Origin of the sequence: Pseudomonas sp. B20, assembly GCF_020515755.1 — a bacterium.
In the GTDB taxonomy this organism is placed as follows: Bacteria; Pseudomonadota; Gammaproteobacteria; order Pseudomonadales; family Pseudomonadaceae; genus Aquipseudomonas; species Aquipseudomonas syringae.
Window position 1 is genome coordinate 130,123 of sequence record NZ_JAHPJG010000017.1, and the last position, 19,269, is coordinate 149,391.

The window sequence follows — 19,269 nt, forward strand, 5'->3', positions numbered from 1 at the left end:
TGGCTCAGACCTGATGTCACTGGGCGCACGTCATGTCTTGCATTCGGTAGCCCTTGGTCAGAGGCATGCCGGCGGGGTCGATGTGCAGGCGGCACTGCGGGTCGCTTTTCTCTCCCCAGTGGACATCGAGGGTTTGCGCCTGCATGCCGGTGGACAGCAACAGCTGCCCTCCCTGGCCTGCGATGCCGAGGATGTTGTCCTGCGCGTCGCTGACCTGGGCGCCGAATGGCAGCGGCTTGCCACTTTGAGTGGTCGCATTGATGACCAGGCGTGTCACCGTGCGCGCAGCGAAGGTGGTCTTGATCACCGCACCCCTGGCAGGCACCACTTGAGTACTGGCGTTATCGATTTCCACCTCGGGACCCAGTCGGTCGGTTTGCAAGGCGATCGGGTTATAACGGTAGGGGCGCAGATAGGGCATCAAGGCGTAGCCGCGGCTATTGGTCCTGACACCGGTCGCGTTCTGTATGCCAACACCTGGTGTATCCGGCACTTCGACCAGCGCGATGGTGTCGCCCAGGCTCGGGCCGAACTCGATGCCGTCCGCATGCAGCAACAAGGCGCCACTGACGTTGACCGACGCACTTCGATAATCGTTGCCTTGACTCACACCGGCGCCGAGGCTGGCGAAGGGGGCCTGATAGCCCGCCGCAAGGCTGGCACTTTGCTGCTCGCCATCATCGTTGCTCAGGCTGGCGTGATAATTGACACGGTTTTCGTAGAGGCTGCCGCTCAGGCTGCCTCGCTGGCTGTGGCGATTGGCGCTGCTCTGCAGGTCGAGTGTGGCGTTGCTCGAATGACCGGTGCCGAGGGGCATCGAGATGCTCAGGCCGAACTGCCGGTCGTTGCCACGGCTACTGGCTGTGCTCAGTGACTGGGAGGCGTAGAAGTTATAGGTGATCCCGGCATGATGGGTGTTGAAGTTGAATTGAAATTGACGCTGCTCGATATCGCTGCCCCAGTAATCCTGTTGCGACAGCGTCAGGCCCACGCTGCTGCGTGCGCCGATTCTCTGATGAACCGAAGCCTCCAGGCGGCTTCTGCGGCTGCCTGTGAACGTATCGTCGTTGCTGCGCTGACTGACGGCTTCGTCGAAGTCCCGATAGCCTTCGGTGGAGTAGCGATAACCGGCGAAGCGCAGATTGGTATGGGTCGTGAACGCCTTGCCGTACTTGATGGCGTAACTCATGCCCTGCACGCTGGACTGGCCGGCTTGATCGATGCTCGCGCGTGACCGGGTCACGTCGAACGCCATCGCTCCCAGCGTGCCCATGTCCCGTGAAACGCCCAGCGCAGCGGCATGGTAGAAGTCGCCGGTCATCAGTCCGCCATAAAGGGTCGAGTTCCAGCCTGTTCCAACGGCCAGCGTTCCCTGCCACAGCCAGGGATGTTCTGTGGCAGAGGCACCGTTAAAGCGGCCCAGGGCTGCGCTGTATTTCCAGACGCCTTCGCGCAGCAGGTTGCTGAGGGTCGAGTAGGGTTGGGTAAAACGCCGTACCTGGCCATCGGCCTCGGTCAGCACGATCTCCAGTTCGCCGCTGCCCGCCGTGTTCAGGTCATCTATTTCATAGGGGCCGGCACTGACATACGTGGAGTAGATCGGGTAGCCGTTCTGCAGCACTTCCAGTTTGGCCCTGCTTTGCGCAACGCCACGAATCACCGGTGCGTAACCCTGCAGGGAATCGGGGAGCATCTCCTGATCGGTTTTGATCAACCCGCCCTTGATCGGCACGCTGCGGAAGACATCGCCGCCGGTGTAGGTTTCACCGAGGGTCAGGTTAGCGTGCGTGCCGGGCAGGTCGCGCTGTGCATAAGCGTAGGCTCTGGTCCACTCGCGACGTCCCTGTGCATCCTGACGCACGCTTTGATTGCTGCGCAATCGCCATGCCCCGAGGTTGATACCGGTATTGAGGTACAGGTCTGCGCTGCTGCTGGTGCCTGTCTCCTTGTGCGCCGTCTGTTGCGCCGAGGTCTGGTAATTGATGAAGGCGGCGTTGATGCCGTAATCCCAAAGCGCCGGGTCCACCCGGCCGGTGGCATCGCGGCGCATGGCGATCTGCGGTATCGAGATCGACAGTTGCAGTCTGCCGCCGTCCAGTACGACTTTGGAGTCCGGAATCAATTGCCCCAGAGCGACACAGGCAACCTGCAACAAAGCCGGGTCGGCCAGACTGTCGAGGCGTACGCCGATCTGCTCCAGCAATTCTCGCGACAGGCAGGGCAGCAGGCCGTTGCCTTGCGGGTCGGCATCGAAACGGATCTGCCGTTGGCCGAAATAGCGCATGTTGACGTAGATTTCTACCCAATGGTCGCCTGGTCCGAGGCTGTCGGCGACTGCCAGCTGGTTCAGCACGCTGGCTGCGGCCTCACTGTCATAGTCCTGGCCCTGACGCAGGAAACCGGACTGGAAATTGGCGGGGGTTGCCGCTCTGGTGAGTTCCAGCGGCACGGCAACGCTGCCGCACACAATCAGCATCTGCATAAAGCGCAGGCGCACTGGTATGAGCCCGGAATCGGGTAATAGGGTCATGTTCAATGTCCTGGGGATGAAGCGGGCCAGCGCTGGTTCAGTCAGTCAGCGTGGCCGTGGCTGTCAGCGGCGTGCTGTAGCCGCCGTAATCGTTGATCGCGGAAAACACCACCTGCAGGCCCGGACCGGCTTTCGTTTCATTGAGCTCGTATTGGCGAGAGCTGAACGGGCCAAGCATGGCGACCTCCTTGAGCTTTTCAGTCCTGCCACCGCCGGAGACTTCGAGGCGAATGAACGACACGTGAAAGGGCGTCGGATTCATCGCGGTCAGCTCTGCCTTGCCCGCCATCTGCCTGACCGACCATTGCAGGTCCTTGAGGCGGGCAATAGGGTTGTCAGTCAGCAGAGCCGGGCGATAAAACAGTTTGATACGGGTGCGCAGGGCAATATTCAGTACATTGCCTTGCGACTGGCTGGCCTGAGGTATTTCCTGCACGTTGAAGTAGAACAATGATTCACGATCGGAGGGCAGGTCGTGGGGCAGGCCATTGATCTGTACCTGTTGTTCCTTGCCCGGATTAAGGCGGAAAAGTGGCGGCGAAGGTGCGAATGGAACGACGGTGAACGTGTCGTCTGCCTCCGTATTTACCCAGGTCTGCACCGCGAACGGGCGATCACTGGGATTGGATATGACCACCGACGTACTGCGCTTGTCGCCGTCGAACACGATGCGAGTTGCGTTGACAGTCAAGGCTGCCTGGCTGGCGGGTATATAAGCTGCGCACATGAGTAACAGCATGCACGCCGCAATAGCAGGTGGTTTAAACGCCTGTTGGCAAATCATGGAAAGTTACCTTGTACGTTCAGGCCCGAAGCGGACCTGAACGTATTGAAGATGCTTCACGTGAAAGAACGGTTGGTTTTTACACGGTGAGCGAATGAGTCGATGTATCAGTTAATCGCGACAACAAACTGTACATCCGCCGAAGCGGCACCGGGTTGAACGGTAGCCAGTGTCGAACGGTAGTAGGCGTTGAACACCATGTCGGTGACACCCCCCTCGAACAGTGGATAAGCCGCCGAGGCGGCGCCTGGTTTGATAGAGGTCCCGGTCTGGTCCTTGATCACGATCGCAACGCCCTTTGCCCCGTCGACAGTAGGGGTGACGCCGAAGTAGTCGCCGCTGCTGTCAGGGGCGCCGATGAAGGTGACTTTGGCAGTATTCGCGGCGGGGCTAGCCGTAAGGCCGCAACTGCCGTCGTCATTGACGCGCAGGGCAAAGCTCTTGCCAGACACTTCGTCACCGATGCCGGTGAAACGGCTGGCTTCGATAGAGCCCATGTTCACCACGTTGCCGATAGAGCCATCGCCCGGATTGACCACTTCGATAGGGCAGGTGGTGGCGGTGATCTTGCCTTCGAAACGGATGGTGCCGGGGCCGGGGTTTGCGGATACGACAGTGGCGGTCAGTGTAGTCGCCAGAGCAAGGCCCAGTACGGATAGCATTTTGTTCACGATAAAAACCTTATAAGTATTAACGTTACAGGAGTAAAAATGTAACTATTTATGGTGTCTTGAGAGACAGTTTGTGTTGCGTGTCATGACGGGGCGGGAGTTTACAGCAGGCGCGTTAGTTGCAAAGTCTCTGGAAGGCTTTGTTTAATGGCGGGAGGTGTAGGATATTTACTAAACTAGTGTCGTACATTTTAAATCTTGGCTTTTAATGCTATTCCGGGTTTTTCGCTGGCCGTTGCGTTATTTGTTCGGGCAGGGAAATAGAAAGGGCGAATGTAACGGCTGGAGAAGTAAAAAACGTTGACTGAAATACCGCCGACAGTAACAAATTTTTTGTCGGCGGCTGGGAATCGAGCTTTATCCGTTGCGAATTCTGTAGGGTGTAAACTCGGATGCGTATTTGCCGTATTTGCGAATAGGTTTTAAAAAACCGGTAGCTCGCCATTGGCTGGCTCTAGATGGTGCTTGTGCAGCAGCATCAGCAGCATTAGCAGCAGTAGCCTGTGCCGATGTCGAGCTGACCCGGGCGTTAGGGCCTGTGCTCGGCCGCGGGTTCGGTACTGGCCTGACCCTCGCGCTTGGAATCAATCTATTCCCTACAAAGTCATCTGCGCCCAAAGTCGCTGGACCAGACGCACCCTTAGACTTTCGCGTCCAACGGGTAAAAAAACTGAATAGTCCGCCCGTCGCTGCCGCTTTAGCTGCATCTTCTCCAGCGTTGAGCGCAGTATAGACTGCGCTTTTAAGCGCACTTCTCAATATCCCCCCACCAAGCTCTATACCGACCCCGATATAGGTGAGGTATTGCCCTGCCTGAATGGCTTTGGTGTCTCCCGTCGCCAGACCATAAGTACTGACAGCCGTTGATGCAGCAGTGATTATGGTCCCTGTCGCCAACACTGCTGCTGTAATGGCGGCAGCCGAGTATGCGGTCATCGATATACCCAGAAATGTGATAGGGACCGTGACGGGTGTGGCTACTCCGAAGGTGGCAACTGTCGCGTAGAAACCGAGTAGTGTGAACACCACGCCAAGCCCGAGCGTGAGCCAGGTCCCCATCCCCAGGTCCCCTGGCTTCTCTGCCGGTATCGCATCCTCATCGGGCCGTCGCAGCCTGCCGCTCTGGGAGCTGGCGTCATGCCCCGTGGGGTCGCGCCAGGCAATGGGATTACCCAGGCAATAGGCATAGGGGTTGAGCCCGCCTGCGCCAAAGGGGCTCAAGGAATCGGGGCTGTGAAAACGCATCATGCCGGGGTTGTAGGCTCTGTAGCCATTGCCCAGCAGGTACCAGCCCGTGTCTTTTTCGCATACCTCGCCGTTGAACGCTGTGACGCTGAGCAGCGCGTCATCGCTGTGGCGTTCTCCGTAGGCGCTGTATACAGCTGTTCGCAAGGTGTTCTGCTGAAACTCAGCGAGAACGCTCTGGTTCGCATCTGTCAGCAACAGCAGGGTGTCTGCAGGTTCTCCGACGGTCTGCTGGCCGACGGGTTGCTCGCCGATGTGCAGGAACTGAGTGCGTCGGCTGTCCTGCGCGGTGCTGCTCAACTGCTGATCCTGATAAAAACGCAGTATTTCGCTGTCATTGCCATTGCGGGTGGTGAGCAGATGATCATGGCCGTCGTACGTGTAGGTGTTGATCGCCCCACCCGCCGGTTTCTTCACCTGTAACAGGCGGCTCTGGCTGTCGTAGTCCAACTGGTTGCCATGCTCGTCATTGGTTTGATTGCCGTTGGCGTCATAGCTGAACGTCGGGTCGGGTGTGGCCCGCGCAGGCCTGTAGGTGATGCCGAGTAACTGGCATCTGTCCCCGGATTCGGGGTCACCCTCTTTGCCATAGCGGAAAGTGGCTGTCTCCTTGGTGCCGTTGGCAAATTCGGTAAAGTTCTGGGTCATGTTGTCCAGTTCGTCGAAGCTGAACGACTGCCTGAGTATCGCCCTGCCGGATGCGTGCACTGGCATTTTGCTGCCTGAATAGCTGACGAGGATCAGACGGCTTCGTGCGTCATAGCTGAACTTTTCCAGCAGCAGGCTGTTGCCCGCCTTCTGCAAGTGACGGCTTTGCAAGAGCCCGTCGGGTCTCCATTGCTGTTCCAGCGTACGTACCGGGTGATCGCCTGCACTCTGCGTCCTGAGAATTTCCTGCCCCTGGTCGTCATACTCCATGCGGTTTACCAGGCGGGTCCCGGCGGCCAGGTCGTGGGTCGTGATCTCGCGGGTCTGACCCAATGTGTCATACGCGACAGTCACCTTCACGTTGTCCTGGACGATGCTTTCGAGCTGGCCGAACTCGTCGTACCGGTAACTCGTTTCCACACCTTTGACGCGGTGTTTTACGCCGCCTTTGAGCCGGCCTTTGACGACGCTTTTGACCGGGTTTTTGACTTCTTTTTGTTCGACGTCGGTGCGGTACATCGCACGGCCCTGCAAGGATGTCTGATGCAGGGTTTTCCAGGTCCGCTCTTGTAGATCCGTCCAGGTCTCTTCGGTCAACTGGTTGTGCGCGTCATAAGCGTAAGCGCGCTTACCTTGCTGATTGGTCGCAGAGGTCAGGCGGGCACTCACGTTGTTATAGCCAAACTCGGCGGTCTCATCCGGTGCAGTACTGGAGACGATCTGGTCGGTGAGTGCCAGGTTGTAGGTGTAGCTGATGCCGTCACCTTTGGCCGTTTTGCGGGTTTTGACCTGCGTGTGACCGTCCTCATACTGGTAATGCTCGATACGTTGCCCGGCCTGGGCCAGTGTCATCCGCCCCAGCCCGTCGAACGCCTGTTTACCCGCCGGAGTTTTGGTAGTGCCGTCCGGATGAGTCATTTCCAGGCCGATCGGCAGCTCGGCGTTGCTGTGCGATGCATAATTGCGACGCGCCACGCTTCTATCCGGCAAGCGGGTGCTGACCATGCGCGACCAGGCGTCATAGCTGAACTGCGTTTTGCGGTCGGACTCATCGGTCTGCTCCGTGCAGCGTCCCAGTCCGTCGTAGAGAAAGCTTTGTGAACTCAGGTCTTTTCCAGCTGCGTTCTGGCTCTTGATCTTGACGGGCTTGCCGAACATGTTCAGCCAGGTCTCGCTGCGACCACTGATCAGAGGTTCGGCTTCACCGCTTTGTACCCAGGCGCTCTGGATAGGACCGTTATGTTCTTCATTGCCGATGGGGTCGTAGTACTGGTGCGTCTGCACGCCGTGATCAGTGGTAACGACAGACTGGACGTTCCAGTCGTCGTAGGCGTAGGTGCTGCGCGTGGTGAACAGTTGCTGGTTGTCGAACCAGTCGTAATCCGTTTCGTATTGCACGTTGTTCCAGGCGTTGTAGTGCGCGGAATGGATCATGTGCATCACTGCAGGATTACTGCTGTCGATGTGGTCCCGTTCCTCGAGTATTGCCCGGCCCAGGCCGTCCATGACGGAGCGGGTCTTGACCCCGCGGGCATCGATCAGCACTTGTTCTGCCTGCTGCTGCGGAGCGGAACACAGGGTGTACAGGTACTCGCGACTGGCTTCATAACCGGTGGAACCCGAATTCGGTGCGATCGTTTCTTTGGTCAGCCGGTTGAGCGCGTCATAGACATAGAGGATCTCCACGCCTTCTTGCTGGGTCAGTAGCACCTGGCCGGTCAACAACGACTGCTGTTGCTGCTTGCTTATGCGGGTTTTGTCGAAGCCGATCGTGGTGATTTCTATGAGTTGTACCGGGACCTCCAGCTGCCTGCTCTTGCCCTCGCTGTTGCTGTTGCTGTACTCGTAGACGGTAACGGTGTTGTTTCCATTCATGGACTCGATATTTTTCCCGGTTCGACCATGCTGGAAAGGCGTATCCGGCTGGTTGATGTACTCCAGCAGGGTCTTTTGCAATTCCACAGAGGTGCCATCGCTTTCAAGCTGCAGCAGCGTTTCCGTTTCCGGCACGATCCAGTCGGGTAAGCCGCTACTGGTCAGTGCGGGCAATGTGCGGTAGCGATAACGCGTGGACAGGGTAGGGGCCTTGGGCTGCGACGACAGGGCGGGTCTGACCACTTTTTCTTTCACCCGGGAGACAAACCCTTCCGCATCGGCCGGGCAACCGTCGCCACCGCTGGCCGGGTACCAACTGCTGACTTCTTCGATTCCGTTGGCTCGCGTATGCACCAGCAGATTGCCGTAAATGTCATAGGTATCGGTGACGGTCTCTGTGCGGGTCCGCTCAGGCTCGTCCAGCCGTTGCCAGCGGGTGGTGACTTTGCTGGGTAGCTGACAATCGGCGGGCTGCTTTGAGTAATGCACGCCCTCCAGGATGTTGTAGTCGGTCGTGACCGTTTGCTGGTTGTTGTTCTGGGTGGTGACTTCAATGGTCTGCAAGTGGAAGCGGTTGAAGGTCCGCTCTATGCTGCGCACGGCCTTGCTGTCGACCCACAGGCTTTCGGTGCAGACATAGTTGTACTCCTGCACATGTTTAAAGAGGTTGTCCAGGCCGTTGTCCTCCCAGAAGATGGGCAATCCTGCACCGAGAAAATTTCGTGAGCGTTGCTGGCGGTCCTTGTAGGTATAGCGCACATCGAACTTTTCCAGACGCAGACCGGGATTGATGACGTGCCGTGTCACTCTGGGTATGGGCAGGCGACCGGCGCTGGAAGGAAACGCATGGCCCTCGTCCTGGTAGTAAATGTCTTCGCTGCTTCCTGTCGGTGTCTCTACATGCTTGACGCATAACTGATTGCCATTCTCCGGGCCATATTCGAAGCGCCACGACGCGTTGTTCTCGGTGGGCAGGGTGATGCGCGATACGTGTTTGGCGGTACCGACGAGGGTCATCACGAAGCGCGCCAGCGGAGTGCCGCCAGCGCCCGCGTACGGATGCAGATCCAGCTCGACGGAGGTGGTGCTGCGGGCAATTTTCAGCAGCGTCTGACCCAGGTCATCAGTGATCGAATCAAGCCTGTAGGTGCTGCTGTTGAACACCGTGTGCTTGAGCGCAATGCTGTGCCCCGACGGCGCAGTGATTTTCACCGCCCAGGCCATTTTTTTATTGCCGCTGCTGTGCAGCTTGAGGATTTCCTCCAGACCTGACTTGTGCACCACCCGGTAACGCTCATCGTCCAGCTTGTAGAAGTGGAAGGTGTCGAGTTTCTTCTCCGTCATCGTCAGTCGACCGCCGCTGCTGGTGCCGTCGACCCGGAAGGTCTCGCCCGTGCTGAGGGACAGGATCTGAGTGGCAGGATCGTACTGCGACACTTGCAGGTTCCAGCCCAGGCCATAGCCGCTGTCCAGCGTATTGAGCTGGCTGTAGGACATGTCGAGTCGAAACTCTGGCCCGCGCAGGTCATTGCTTTGCAGATCGGGCAAGCTGATCGATATGTTGTACAGCCCGGTGCGTGGGTCAACGCCGCTTTTCAGACAACTCATGAAATTGAGCGCGTTGGAGTGCACGGAAGTAGAAGCAGCCATGGAGCGGACCTCGCTGATTGATGCGTGACAAGCGCAGCGGTGCCTGACGATTGTGCAGTCCTTGCGCTCTGGTCATTGACGACCCCAAGCCTGAATTCCCGGAGGCGTCCGTGTGGCTGGAGGTCTTGCCTAACCCTAACAGTCCGTGCCCGGGCAACAACCTAGCAGTAGTGCTAGTGGGCAACCGAGGTGCATCGGCGTAAAAAAATCCTATCCGCATTCTCAGGGGCAACCTTGCGATCTACCCATTTCAGGCGGAAACGAGAAAGGAGTCTCACTCATGGCGCTGGATCTTCCCGCCCCCAAGGTGCCCGGCCTGCAGCAGCCCGGGAACTACCTCGATCTGGATCAGTTGGGCAGTGTCGACCTGACCACCTGGATCGACTACCCAGGCATCAAGATCGGCGATCGGTTCATGCCCAACTGGCGAGGTTGCGGCGCCCTGGGCGCAGTGGAGGACTATGTCGGCGATGTGATCGAGGTCGTGGGATTGCAGCCTGAAGGCATGCCCCTGTTGATCAATAATCCGTTGCTGGTGAGGCTTGATAAGGGGTGGGTGTTTTACTCGTACGTCGTCGTTGGTCGCCCCGGTGAATCCCTGCGCCTGTTCTTCTATGTCGGTAAACCACCGTCAACGGCCGCCGGGCTGGGGGTGCCGCAATGCAAAGAGTCTCACGATCTGAAGCTTGACCCTGAGCTGCTCTGGCAAGGCGAGGACTTGCTGATCGTGACGCCGCCGTATCTGGCCATGCGCGAGGGCGACAGGGTGACCCTCACGCTGGATCTTTATTACGCTGAAAACGATTACTCGCACTCTCTGTCCTCTTCCCAGGTATTGACCCTGAAAGAGGTGGGCCAGCCCTTGCAGTGGCCGATAGGGCCCAACGAATTTGTATCCATTGAAAATGGCTTCGTTCTGATGAGCTACTGCATCGAGTATGCCGACTCCACATCGACAACGGCTTCGGTCACCCAGTCGCTGGCCATCGTCGCACCCTCAGCGGCGTTATTGCCCGCCTTGACCATCAAGGATTTCAACGGCGGCTCACTGGACCCGGAGGCCTTTCCTGACGGCATCACCCTGTTGATCGACCCTTTCGGCATTCAAGTCGATGACGATGTCGTGGTTTACGTCTCCAGCGGCAATCGACTGGTGCAGACCCTCAGGGCTGACATAACCAATCTCGACAGTGGCGTACTGCAGTTCTCGCTGGCTCAGGCCTGGCTTTCCGCCAATAACGGCAAGGAAATCGAGCTGGTGTACCAGTACGCGCGACCCGGCCGTGCAGCCAGCTCGTTGCCGCGCAAGGTCATTCTGAGTCGGCCACTCGATCTACCGGTGCCCGTTATCGAAGACGCGATCATTGAGAATCCCGTTGAAGGGGGTGTGAAGGGCTATATCTTTGCCTCGCAGATAGAGACCGGGGTGACGATTCGCATACCGAAAGAAGCGGTCATCGGCGAAGACTCCACGGTACAGATGTACTGGGACGGTTACGGAAGCACGGGCAGCTTTATCGCTGATCCTTCGCCAGACGATCCGCGCCTGTTCTTCATCCCGCCCACAGCGGTCCCGGCCAACATGGGCAAGCGTCTGGCCGTGTATTACAAGGTCGTTTCAGCAACGCAATCGGGCACCTCGAAAGTATTCGATCTGGAAGTCAGAGCCGAGGGCTTCGGTTGGCCGTACATCCAGATCATACGCCCACGCGCCACCGACGGCCGGCTTTCACTGGCCGAGGTACCACCCGAAGGTGCTGGTCTTGACCTGGCGTCCTGGGTCTACATGGCGCCCGGACAACGGGTACGAATCAAGGCCACTGGCTTGTTGAAATCGGGCTCGGAGCAGACGGTCGGACTACGTACCGGCGCCGCCGAACCGCTCAGTGAGGCGGAATACGATGCCAAGGAGGTGTCGGTGATTATCCCGAGGGATTTCCTGGAAAGTCTGCAAAGAGACAGTCAGACCAACACGGTGACAGTTGAAGTCAGCTTTGATGAAGGGGCGCATTACACGCAGTTTCCGGCCATCGGTTTCACGGTGCTGGAGGATCTTTTTTTACAGGGCGGCGGGCTGGCGCAGGACGCGACAGGCACCGGCATGACCCCACACTTACATGGACGTGATCGTATGGCCAATAACTCGCTGAACAGCTTGACCGAGTGGATGAAAGACCCTGGCAACAATGTGATGTGGGGCTGGGATTCCATCGCTGCAATGGCTCGGGGCAAGGTGAATAACCTGTTGCTTCAGGAGTACATCGCGCGTTTTTCATCGAACGCCTACTTGAAGCCCGTCAGCGGAGAAGTGGCACTGACCGACAAGGTCAAGGAACGTATTCACAACTTCATTCTGGATGCGCCCAGGCTGGCGTTCTCGAACGATAACCTGGGTCAGTCTCATGCAACATTGACCTGTTCGATTCTGGGCGGAACGCAATTGACGATGAGAAATAACATCGACAATTGGGAAGCCTACAGAGTGATTCATATCGATGCGCTGCAAGGTCCGAAACTGACACTGGATCTCGCCCTGGAGAAGGTCCCGGGCATTGTCCAGAGCGATGGCCGGGTGCGGCTCGATCTCAAGGACAGTGACAATTTCATTCTGACCTTCGCGGTTAACAGCGCTGAGCGGGCACTTGGCGGGGCTTTTTTCAAAGCCCTGTTCGATGCGTTGCCGGACGAGGAGCGCATATGGACGCTGGGCGTGATCAAGCGTGGCAGCAATAATCTGATGCACCCCCAGTCGTTCAAACTGCGCACCCAGACCAATCCTGCTGCTCCTCTCGACCCGCAGGCTGCCAACTACGGCGACGGGGCGGTGCTGGTGTTCATTCGCCTGGAAGGCAGTCAGGAAGGCGGCGACATCCCGGTAGAGTACCAATACCTGATACCGGATGATGCCGGGAAAGATTACTCCGCCACGGTGTTGTTCAGTGCGCAGCGGACGTTCAAGGCGGCAGTGTTCATTGGCGAAGTCATGGCGGCAGCTTCTTCTATTTTCAACGGCCTGATTTTCCAGAGCTTCCATGACGGTTCCGGCCGACTGATCAAGGCAACCGCCACCTCAGGAACCTACATCACTTCTCAATCAAGCTGTACAACCCATCCAGTCAAGGTCGGTGGCGTGACGGTGATCGCCGAACTCTGGAGTGCCGGAACTCAACTTGATGCAGCGGGCAAGAAACCCTTGTCAGTAGAGATCCATGACGATGGACGCGCAGTACTGACCTGGACCGCAGAGGCACAGGAATTCATCCTTCTGACCGTGCCAGGCTATGACGCCCCGGCACTCACGGCGAGCAAGGTGGTCACTGTCGATGTGACGTGTACTTACACCTTTGCGGAGTATGCCAACGACCTTGTCCTCAGGCCCGACCTGGCGGTAAGCACGACTGCCAGTGAAGTGACTTCTACGACCAATCCGGGAACCAGCTTTGGAGTAGGCGTACTGATCGTCGTGGTGCAGAACAACTTTGCGACACTGAATGCGCAGCGTTTCGAGTCCGCCATCAAGGACAGCCTCACGAGCGATCTTGAAGCCACTGTGCCGGTCAGTTCGTTCATCCGGGACAGCATCGATCTCAACTTCAACGAAGCCATTGTGCCTGACGTACTTCGTGCGCCCAGAGACATAGCTGCCTTCGGCCGCATCGACAGTTCCGGGGCAGACTTTGTCGTCAGCCCGGCGGAGCATCTGATGGTCGTCGACAGTTCCACCACGTTCACCATTCAACCGTCGGGCGCGAATGTGACCTGGAGTGTCGAGCGCCTGCAAGGCGATGCACAGAACTTCGGTGCCATCAATGGCACTGGCAGGTATTACGCACCTGAAGCCTCTTCAACCGAGCTGCCATTCACGCGTGTTCGGGTCACGGCCACCGATATGGACTCGAACTATCGAAGTTCAGCCCTGGTCACGATCGTGACCAACCTGATCACCCTCAATCCGTTGATCGAGGTGTGCGACGCCGGGGCGAAGGTGGAACTGCAGGCGGGTTCACTCGGCACGGAAGAACTGCACTGGTCGATCAAGGATCCGGTGGCTGGCGAAAGCGGTGTTCTGGAGCCCAGCGAACTGGCGGATGGTGATCACCGTTACGTCCCTGCATCAAAGGTGACCGGCAAAACCTATGTACTGGATCAGGTAGTCGTGACCAGCGGGCAGGCGAGTGTTTCGTCGTGGGTACTGGTAAAGCATCAAACCCCAAGGATAGTCGTGAAAGTCGTAAAAACCGTGAAGGTTTCGGAGGTGCTGGAAGTGATAAAAACGTTGAAAGTCGTACGCGTTGTGAAAGGCATGAAAGTCGTAAAAGTCGTGAAAACCTGGAAGCGCGTGAACCTTGCGATTCGTGCCGATCAGGTTCAACTGGAAGCGATTGCCAATGCCATGACGCCGCCGGGCGTGAAATGGAGAGTGGGCGTCGGGGGTGGGAGTATCAGTGACGGCCTGTACACCCCGGATGTGCTGTCGACGGACCGGTTCGTGCTTATTTTTGCCGAGGCGCCCAGTACAACGTATGGAGTCATAGAAGGACACATCGTATTGCCGCTACCGCTGGACCGGTTTGCCGGGGACGTGGAATTGATGAAGGACAAAAAAGTACAGGCGTCATAACCGAACGCCCATCGGTCTTATGTATATCTACATCACAGGAGGTGATGTCATGGCTGGTTATTCAGCGGAAAGTCTGCTGGCATGGATGAAAAATACCACGCGTCTGAGAGGTTGGGACGCGATCATTGCTCTGGATGGCGACAAGGTCAACGAGCTGCTCGATCACGTTTATCAGCAGGGGGCGGCTCAGGGGCTGTCGCGTCCGGTACCGGACGGAAGTATCACGATTCCCGATACGTACGACTCTCACTTTTTCTCGGGCTGTGTGCTCGGAGCACCAGCCTTGTCGTTCAGGCACAGTGGCCTGGAGCATTCCCTGCTGGCCTGGCGCATTCCGGTTATCGCCGGTGTGCATACCGTGGTAGAAAACACGAATGGGCAGCACAATGCTTACAGAATCACTGCCTACGATCCGCTGAACGCGCCGGGCCTGGATTTCGATCTGCAGCTGACTAGTCAAGGCCCGGATCTGGTAGTGGATCTTGGTCTGGCTCAAAACCTTTCGCTGGATTTTCCCGGCGCGATTATAGAACGAAGCACGATCGGCGAGTTTTTTCAGGCCTGGTTGAGCAACCCGGGAAATCAGGAGCAACTGTTCAGGCTGGGCATTTTCAACGAGCAGAGCAACGAGTTGCTCAACGTACGCAGAATTGATGTGCGCTCGCAGCTTGAAAGCCCCGATGCTGCATCGGTCCATAAAAAAGGCGCTTTGCTGCTGTTCACGACCATGCAGTATGGCGTCACGGGCGGGATTCCGAGTGACGAGTCCGACTTCCGTTACCTGATTCCCAACGATGCTCAGCTTTCGTATTCGGCGACCGCCGTATTTTCCTCCCACGCCTTGCACCGTGCAGCCTTTGGCCATGCGGTGATGCAAATGCTGCAGACGCCCGACTTCAGCTTCATCGTTTCGGACGATAAACCGTTGCAGCGGATGATTGCTCAGGCCGGCACGTTTGCAGTTCCGGCTGGAGGCTATCGGAGCGCGGAATTCGTCTTCGAATCCGACCCCTTCAGTGTCCAGGCCTTCAATGCCCAGCATCCCCTGACCATTGATTTCGAGTACGCCCAGACCACGCAGACCTGGGAATTCCCCTGCACGCTGGGCTTTCGCTACAGGGCGCTGGACAGCGATCAATGGCAATCGCACAACGCTACGTTCAACATCAGCCTCAAGCATGAGTTTCATCTGATTGAAAGTGAGTCAGATGATCAGGCAATGGAAGGGCAACTTTATGCGCCATATCTGTTCGATCATGAAGTCAGCGCCGTTCCGGGAACCCTGGACAACCTGAGTACCGGGGAACTGGAGCAGATCAACGGTTTCGTCGCCTACACCGTCAAACACGCGTTGCTGCAAGGGTTGAGCAAAACCCTGGATGCAACCGGTGCCGAGCGTTTTCTGGGCGGCTGGTTATTGCCTGACGAGCAAGTGCTGCAACCTGTACTCAAACGTCTGCCTTATGACCTGGCAGTGTTCGGTCGTATCGATCCCGGTGCGTCCACGTTCAGTATCGTCGAGCAGCAGGCACTGATCGGCATGGGAGAAACACTGCAATTTACCACCCAGCCTGCGCGCAAGGGCATCGTCTGGTCTCTTGCCAACCCATCGGGGGGCAGTGTTGACGGTCTGGGGCACATTGATACGCATGGCGTGTATACGGCGCCCGCGGTGCTGCCCGTGAGGCAGGGTCTTCAACGCGTACTGATCAAGGCGATGGACCCGGGCTCGGGGCATGGCAGTACGGCATTGTTGACGGTGATGGCCAGCAGCGTCAGCGTCAGCCCGTTGATTCAGGTGTGCAATTACGGTGAGCGGATAGCGCTTTCAGCACGCAGCTCGCGCGCAACTCCCCTGAAATGGACCCTGGTCGATCCGGTGTCCGGACAAAGCGGGACGCTCGAGGATGGCGTCGATGCGCCGCATGAGCAGTTTTACGTCGCCGGTCCAGGTGGGGCAGGGAACACCTATGTCCTTGACACAATAACGGTCAGCGACGATCAGCACACCCAGTCAATTCAGGTTCTGGTTCTGCGCCACGCACCGATGCTGCCCATCACGCTTGTCGGCGTCAGTAATGAGCTTGCCGAGCTGAAAGTCACCATCAATGGGCGCGACCTCGCGGTCACATGGAGTCTGAGCGGCCCAGGCTCCATAGATGCTTCGGGTATTTACTTCAGCGATCCCCAGGCACCCGAACGCTTCGTTGTCGTGTTTGCAGAACTTCTCGACGAGGGACTTGGCATGCTGGCCGGGCACCTGATTCTGCCGCTGCCCTTGAGTGGCTCCTCCGACGTATTGCAGGCATTGACCGGACAGCCGGCCTGGGGCTCGGTGGGTCATGCAATGCCCCGTTCACTGAGCGGTATTGTGCAGCAAGCGGGTGCAGGTACCTTGACCCAGGGCTGGGGAGCCGTCGCGGCGGTCAGTCGCAGCGATCTCAACCGGCATATAGAACAGCAATACATTGAGCGCTATCAGGAACTGGCCTTCTTGCCGTTGTTCACCGGCGACATCGTGATGGATGAGCGACAAGGCGACACTGTTCGTCTCAAGCAGGTCGGGCTGGGTGTGCCGGTCCTGTCGTTTCTGACCGACTCGCCGGGCTACAGCAGTGTGCTGGTCACGATGAACATCGTGTCTGGCCGCTACAGCGGCTTGCATCAGCCGAAGGGCAGCGCCACCACAGTGTCCGGCAGCTTCATCATCAGCGAACCCATGGGCTTCAGGCTGGCGATGACGGTCGACCTCTTCGTGGGCGAGGAGGGGCATGTGCTGCTCGATCTGGCTGGCGGAGCCGGCGTTGCCTGTAACCTGGGGGGCGTCGATGAGGCGATCAATCAGCAACTGGCGGATTTCTTCGCTCAGGAGTTCAAGCAGATTGCGCTTCATCGCCGGGTTTTCTCAGTGCTGCAGGCACAGCTCAATCGCTACCACGTTCAGACGCCAGGCAGCTTGCGGCTTCTTGCCCGCGCCGCGCCGCGTTCAAGCGATGCGCACATGGAAAGTGCGGGGGATGGCGCGCTTATGCTGTTCATGCACGCACAGGATGGCGAAGGCGAAGGCTTGTTTCCGCCAACAGACGATTTCGTTTATCCGATCCCTGATGATCGCGGGGCAGACGATCAGCCAGCATACGGCACGGTGTTGATGTTCTCGCAAAAGACCCTGACGATGATCGAACGTGAACGCTTGCAGGTGCTGGACAGCCTGAAGTTCACCGGTGGATGCGTATTTGAACCGCTTGAGCAATACCGCCGGCATGACCTGCTGATGTTTGGCAGCCTTCGTGCAACACAGGCCAGCCTTACACCACTGTTCTCGACCATAACGGCCGGGCAGACCCAGCGCTTTGTCCTGCGTAACGCGCAAGGCGAAGAAATACCGGCCACCAGCTGGACTGCGTTAAGCATTAAAAGCCACGTGGCTGCCGGAAGCGGCAGCATCTCTGCCAGCGGCGTTTACACGGCGGCGAGTCTTGAGGCGATCGGCCATGACGCGCTGTGCGTGGTGATCACCGCCGCTTATCAAGAGTCAGGCGCTGTCGTCAAGGTCTCGGCGCTGGTCAGTGTGGTATCGCGGAGCATGGAGTTGGCGCCACGTGTAACGGTAGTACCAGGGGGGGCTGCGCTGCAAACGGTCTCGCTGGCGGCTTCGACGCTCGACGGCAGCCCGGTGAGCTGGGCGCTGCTGGGCGCGGAGCTTGGCAGGTTGACTGAGGCCGGCAAGGGCGCGGTCTTCAGTCCGGATGCCAGGTCCGGAAAAAGAGCGCTGGCCGTGCAACAGATAGAGGCGCAGGGCAATGACCTTGGCATCGCTACCGTGCTTGTCGCCAACGGGCAGCAAATGCTGCGCATCGAGCCGGCTTTTGTGCCCAGAGCACGGCCAAAGGTCGCGGTGCAGTTGCAGGATGACCAGGCACTGCTGCCCGGGCTTGAGCGACGCTGGAAGGTGGTGGGCGGAGCAGGCTCTGTCGATCGGCAGGGGCTTTTCATGCCGCCCGACCAGGCGCTCGTCGCCAGTAGCGTGGTGAGCTGTGAAGTGGTGAACAACGGGGTGGTTCTGGCGTGCGGCTACAGCGTCATCGAATTGTCCGAAGTGATCGACGAAGTGCGTTGGGAAGAAATGTCGATGTTTACCATCACGGTCCCCGGCACGACGCCGGGTGACCACCGGACCGGGACTCTGTACCCCAACGGTTATCAGCAGCTCAGGCTGCAGGTCAAGACCCAGGTGATGCCGGTCGACGAAGTCGAGTCCGAACTGAGCCCCACAGAGAGGGCCTCGATGCGCCTGGCAGACGATAACACCGCGCAGAACCTCGAGTCAGTGCTCCCGCTTCTCGAGGGCATGCCCGAAGGTGATGACCAGGCGTGGCGCGTACGTAATCAACATAACCGCTTCGAGCTGTCCGGCGCCGGCGTTTTCGCTGCGGAGCCGGGCCTGGGTGCCATACGGCCATTCCCGCAGGACTTCTACCTGCACAGTCGGGCGCAACCGGGTTTGATCAGTGTTTTCTACGCGACCTTTCAGGATGACAACGGCAATTGGTGGACCTCAGTGAAGTACGAAGACGTGAACAGCAAGGTCGAAATCAACCCGCGACGCGTACCCACGTTCGATACCCGCAATTACACCTTCGTTCCGAAACGTCTGGATAACAATGGCACAGATCCTTCGGTTGATCCGCCTCCAGAAGGCTCTCCAGATGATCCCTTCGATTTGCACTTCAATACCACCGATTACTGGAAGCTGAATGTCACTAACCCCGATACCCAGCAAGAGGTAAAGTTCGAGACGCTGAAGTTTCTGCCCTACAGGCCCGACAGTGACGTGATCAATACCTCGATCATTCTCTGGGAGAGCGAGCAGGCAGCAGAAAAAATGTTCAGTTGGACGGGGTTTATCTTCGACGACCCGGCGGTCAAAGGCGATGTGAGCAAGGTGCGCTTTGACGAAGCGCTCAAGGATGTGATTGGGAACGTTCACACGTTGGACATTAACGTCGATATGTCCGTATTCGAGACCGGCAAACTGATTATCAGCCTGCATCGCCTCCGGGGCCTTTACTACATTCCGGAAGGTGATCCCGCCCGCGACAAGTTGATGGGCGTATTGGTAGTCCTGTTGATCGATAAGCAGGGCAATGCCCATAAACGGCGAATCAGTTTTCTGCCCAGCGGCTCCGGCAGGCGCAACCGCCTCATGCATACCTTGTATTCGGAAACCCGGCCCCAATGAGGC

6 protein-coding genes are annotated in these 19,269 nt (G+C 58.1%); 2 read left to right on the top strand and 4 right to left on the bottom strand.

The features are described 5' to 3' along the window. Positions 1 to 16 precede the first annotated feature (16 nt). From LIX91_RS17435 to LIX91_RS17450, 4 genes are all read right to left on the bottom strand, one after another. A complete protein-coding gene (locus LIX91_RS17435) occupies positions 17 to 2,530 on the bottom strand; it encodes a fimbria/pilus outer membrane usher protein (RefSeq protein ID WP_226488857.1) in 2,514 nt (837 codons plus the stop codon). Between the two features lie 37 nt (positions 2,531 to 2,567). After that, positions 2,568 to 3,314 carry a molecular chaperone gene (locus LIX91_RS17440; protein ID WP_226488858.1) on the bottom strand — a complete coding sequence of 249 codons (747 nt, stop codon included), beginning with the start codon at positions 3,312 to 3,314 and terminating at the stop codon, positions 2,568 to 2,570. A 107-nt stretch (positions 3,315 to 3,421) separates the two neighbouring features. After that, entirely contained in the window at positions 3,422 to 3,985 is a 564-nt protein-coding gene (locus LIX91_RS17445) for a fimbrial protein (protein ID WP_032703391.1), read from the bottom strand. A gap of 357 nt (positions 3,986 to 4,342) precedes the next feature. Further along, a complete protein-coding gene (locus tag LIX91_RS17450; protein WP_226488859.1) occupies positions 4,343 to 9,403 on the bottom strand; it encodes an RHS repeat-associated core domain-containing protein in 5,061 nt (1,686 codons plus the stop codon). A gap of 280 nt (positions 9,404 to 9,683) precedes the next feature. On the opposite strand from LIX91_RS17450, the gene LIX91_RS17455 reads away from it, so the two are divergent. Both LIX91_RS17455 and LIX91_RS17460 read left to right on the top strand, forming a co-directional pair. Further along, entirely contained in the window at positions 9,684 to 14,024 is a 4,341-nt protein-coding gene (locus tag LIX91_RS17455; protein ID WP_226488860.1) for a hypothetical protein, read from the top strand. 49 nt (positions 14,025 to 14,073) lie between these two features. Next, positions 14,074 to 19,266, top strand: a complete 5,193-nt coding sequence (locus LIX91_RS17460; RefSeq protein ID WP_226488861.1) for an imidazole glycerol phosphate synthase — start codon at positions 14,074 to 14,076, stop codon at positions 19,264 to 19,266. Positions 19,267 to 19,269 lie beyond the last annotated feature (3 nt).

Coding starts and splice junctions, on each gene's coding strand:
- LIX91_RS17435 (WP_226488857.1), bottom strand. CDS start 2,530: ATGACCCTATTACCCGATTCCGGGCTCATACCAGTGCGCCTGCGCTTT.
- LIX91_RS17440 (WP_226488858.1), bottom strand. CDS start 3,314: ATGATTTGCCAACAGGCGTTTAAACCACCTGCTATTGCGGCGTGCATG.
- LIX91_RS17450 (WP_226488859.1), bottom strand. CDS start 9,403: ATGGCTGCTTCTACTTCCGTGCACTCCAACGCGCTCAATTTCATGAGT.
- LIX91_RS17455 (WP_226488860.1), top strand. CDS start 9,684: ATGGCGCTGGATCTTCCCGCCCCCAAGGTGCCCGGCCTGCAGCAGCCC.
- LIX91_RS17460 (WP_226488861.1), top strand. CDS start 14,074: ATGGCTGGTTATTCAGCGGAAAGTCTGCTGGCATGGATGAAAAATACC.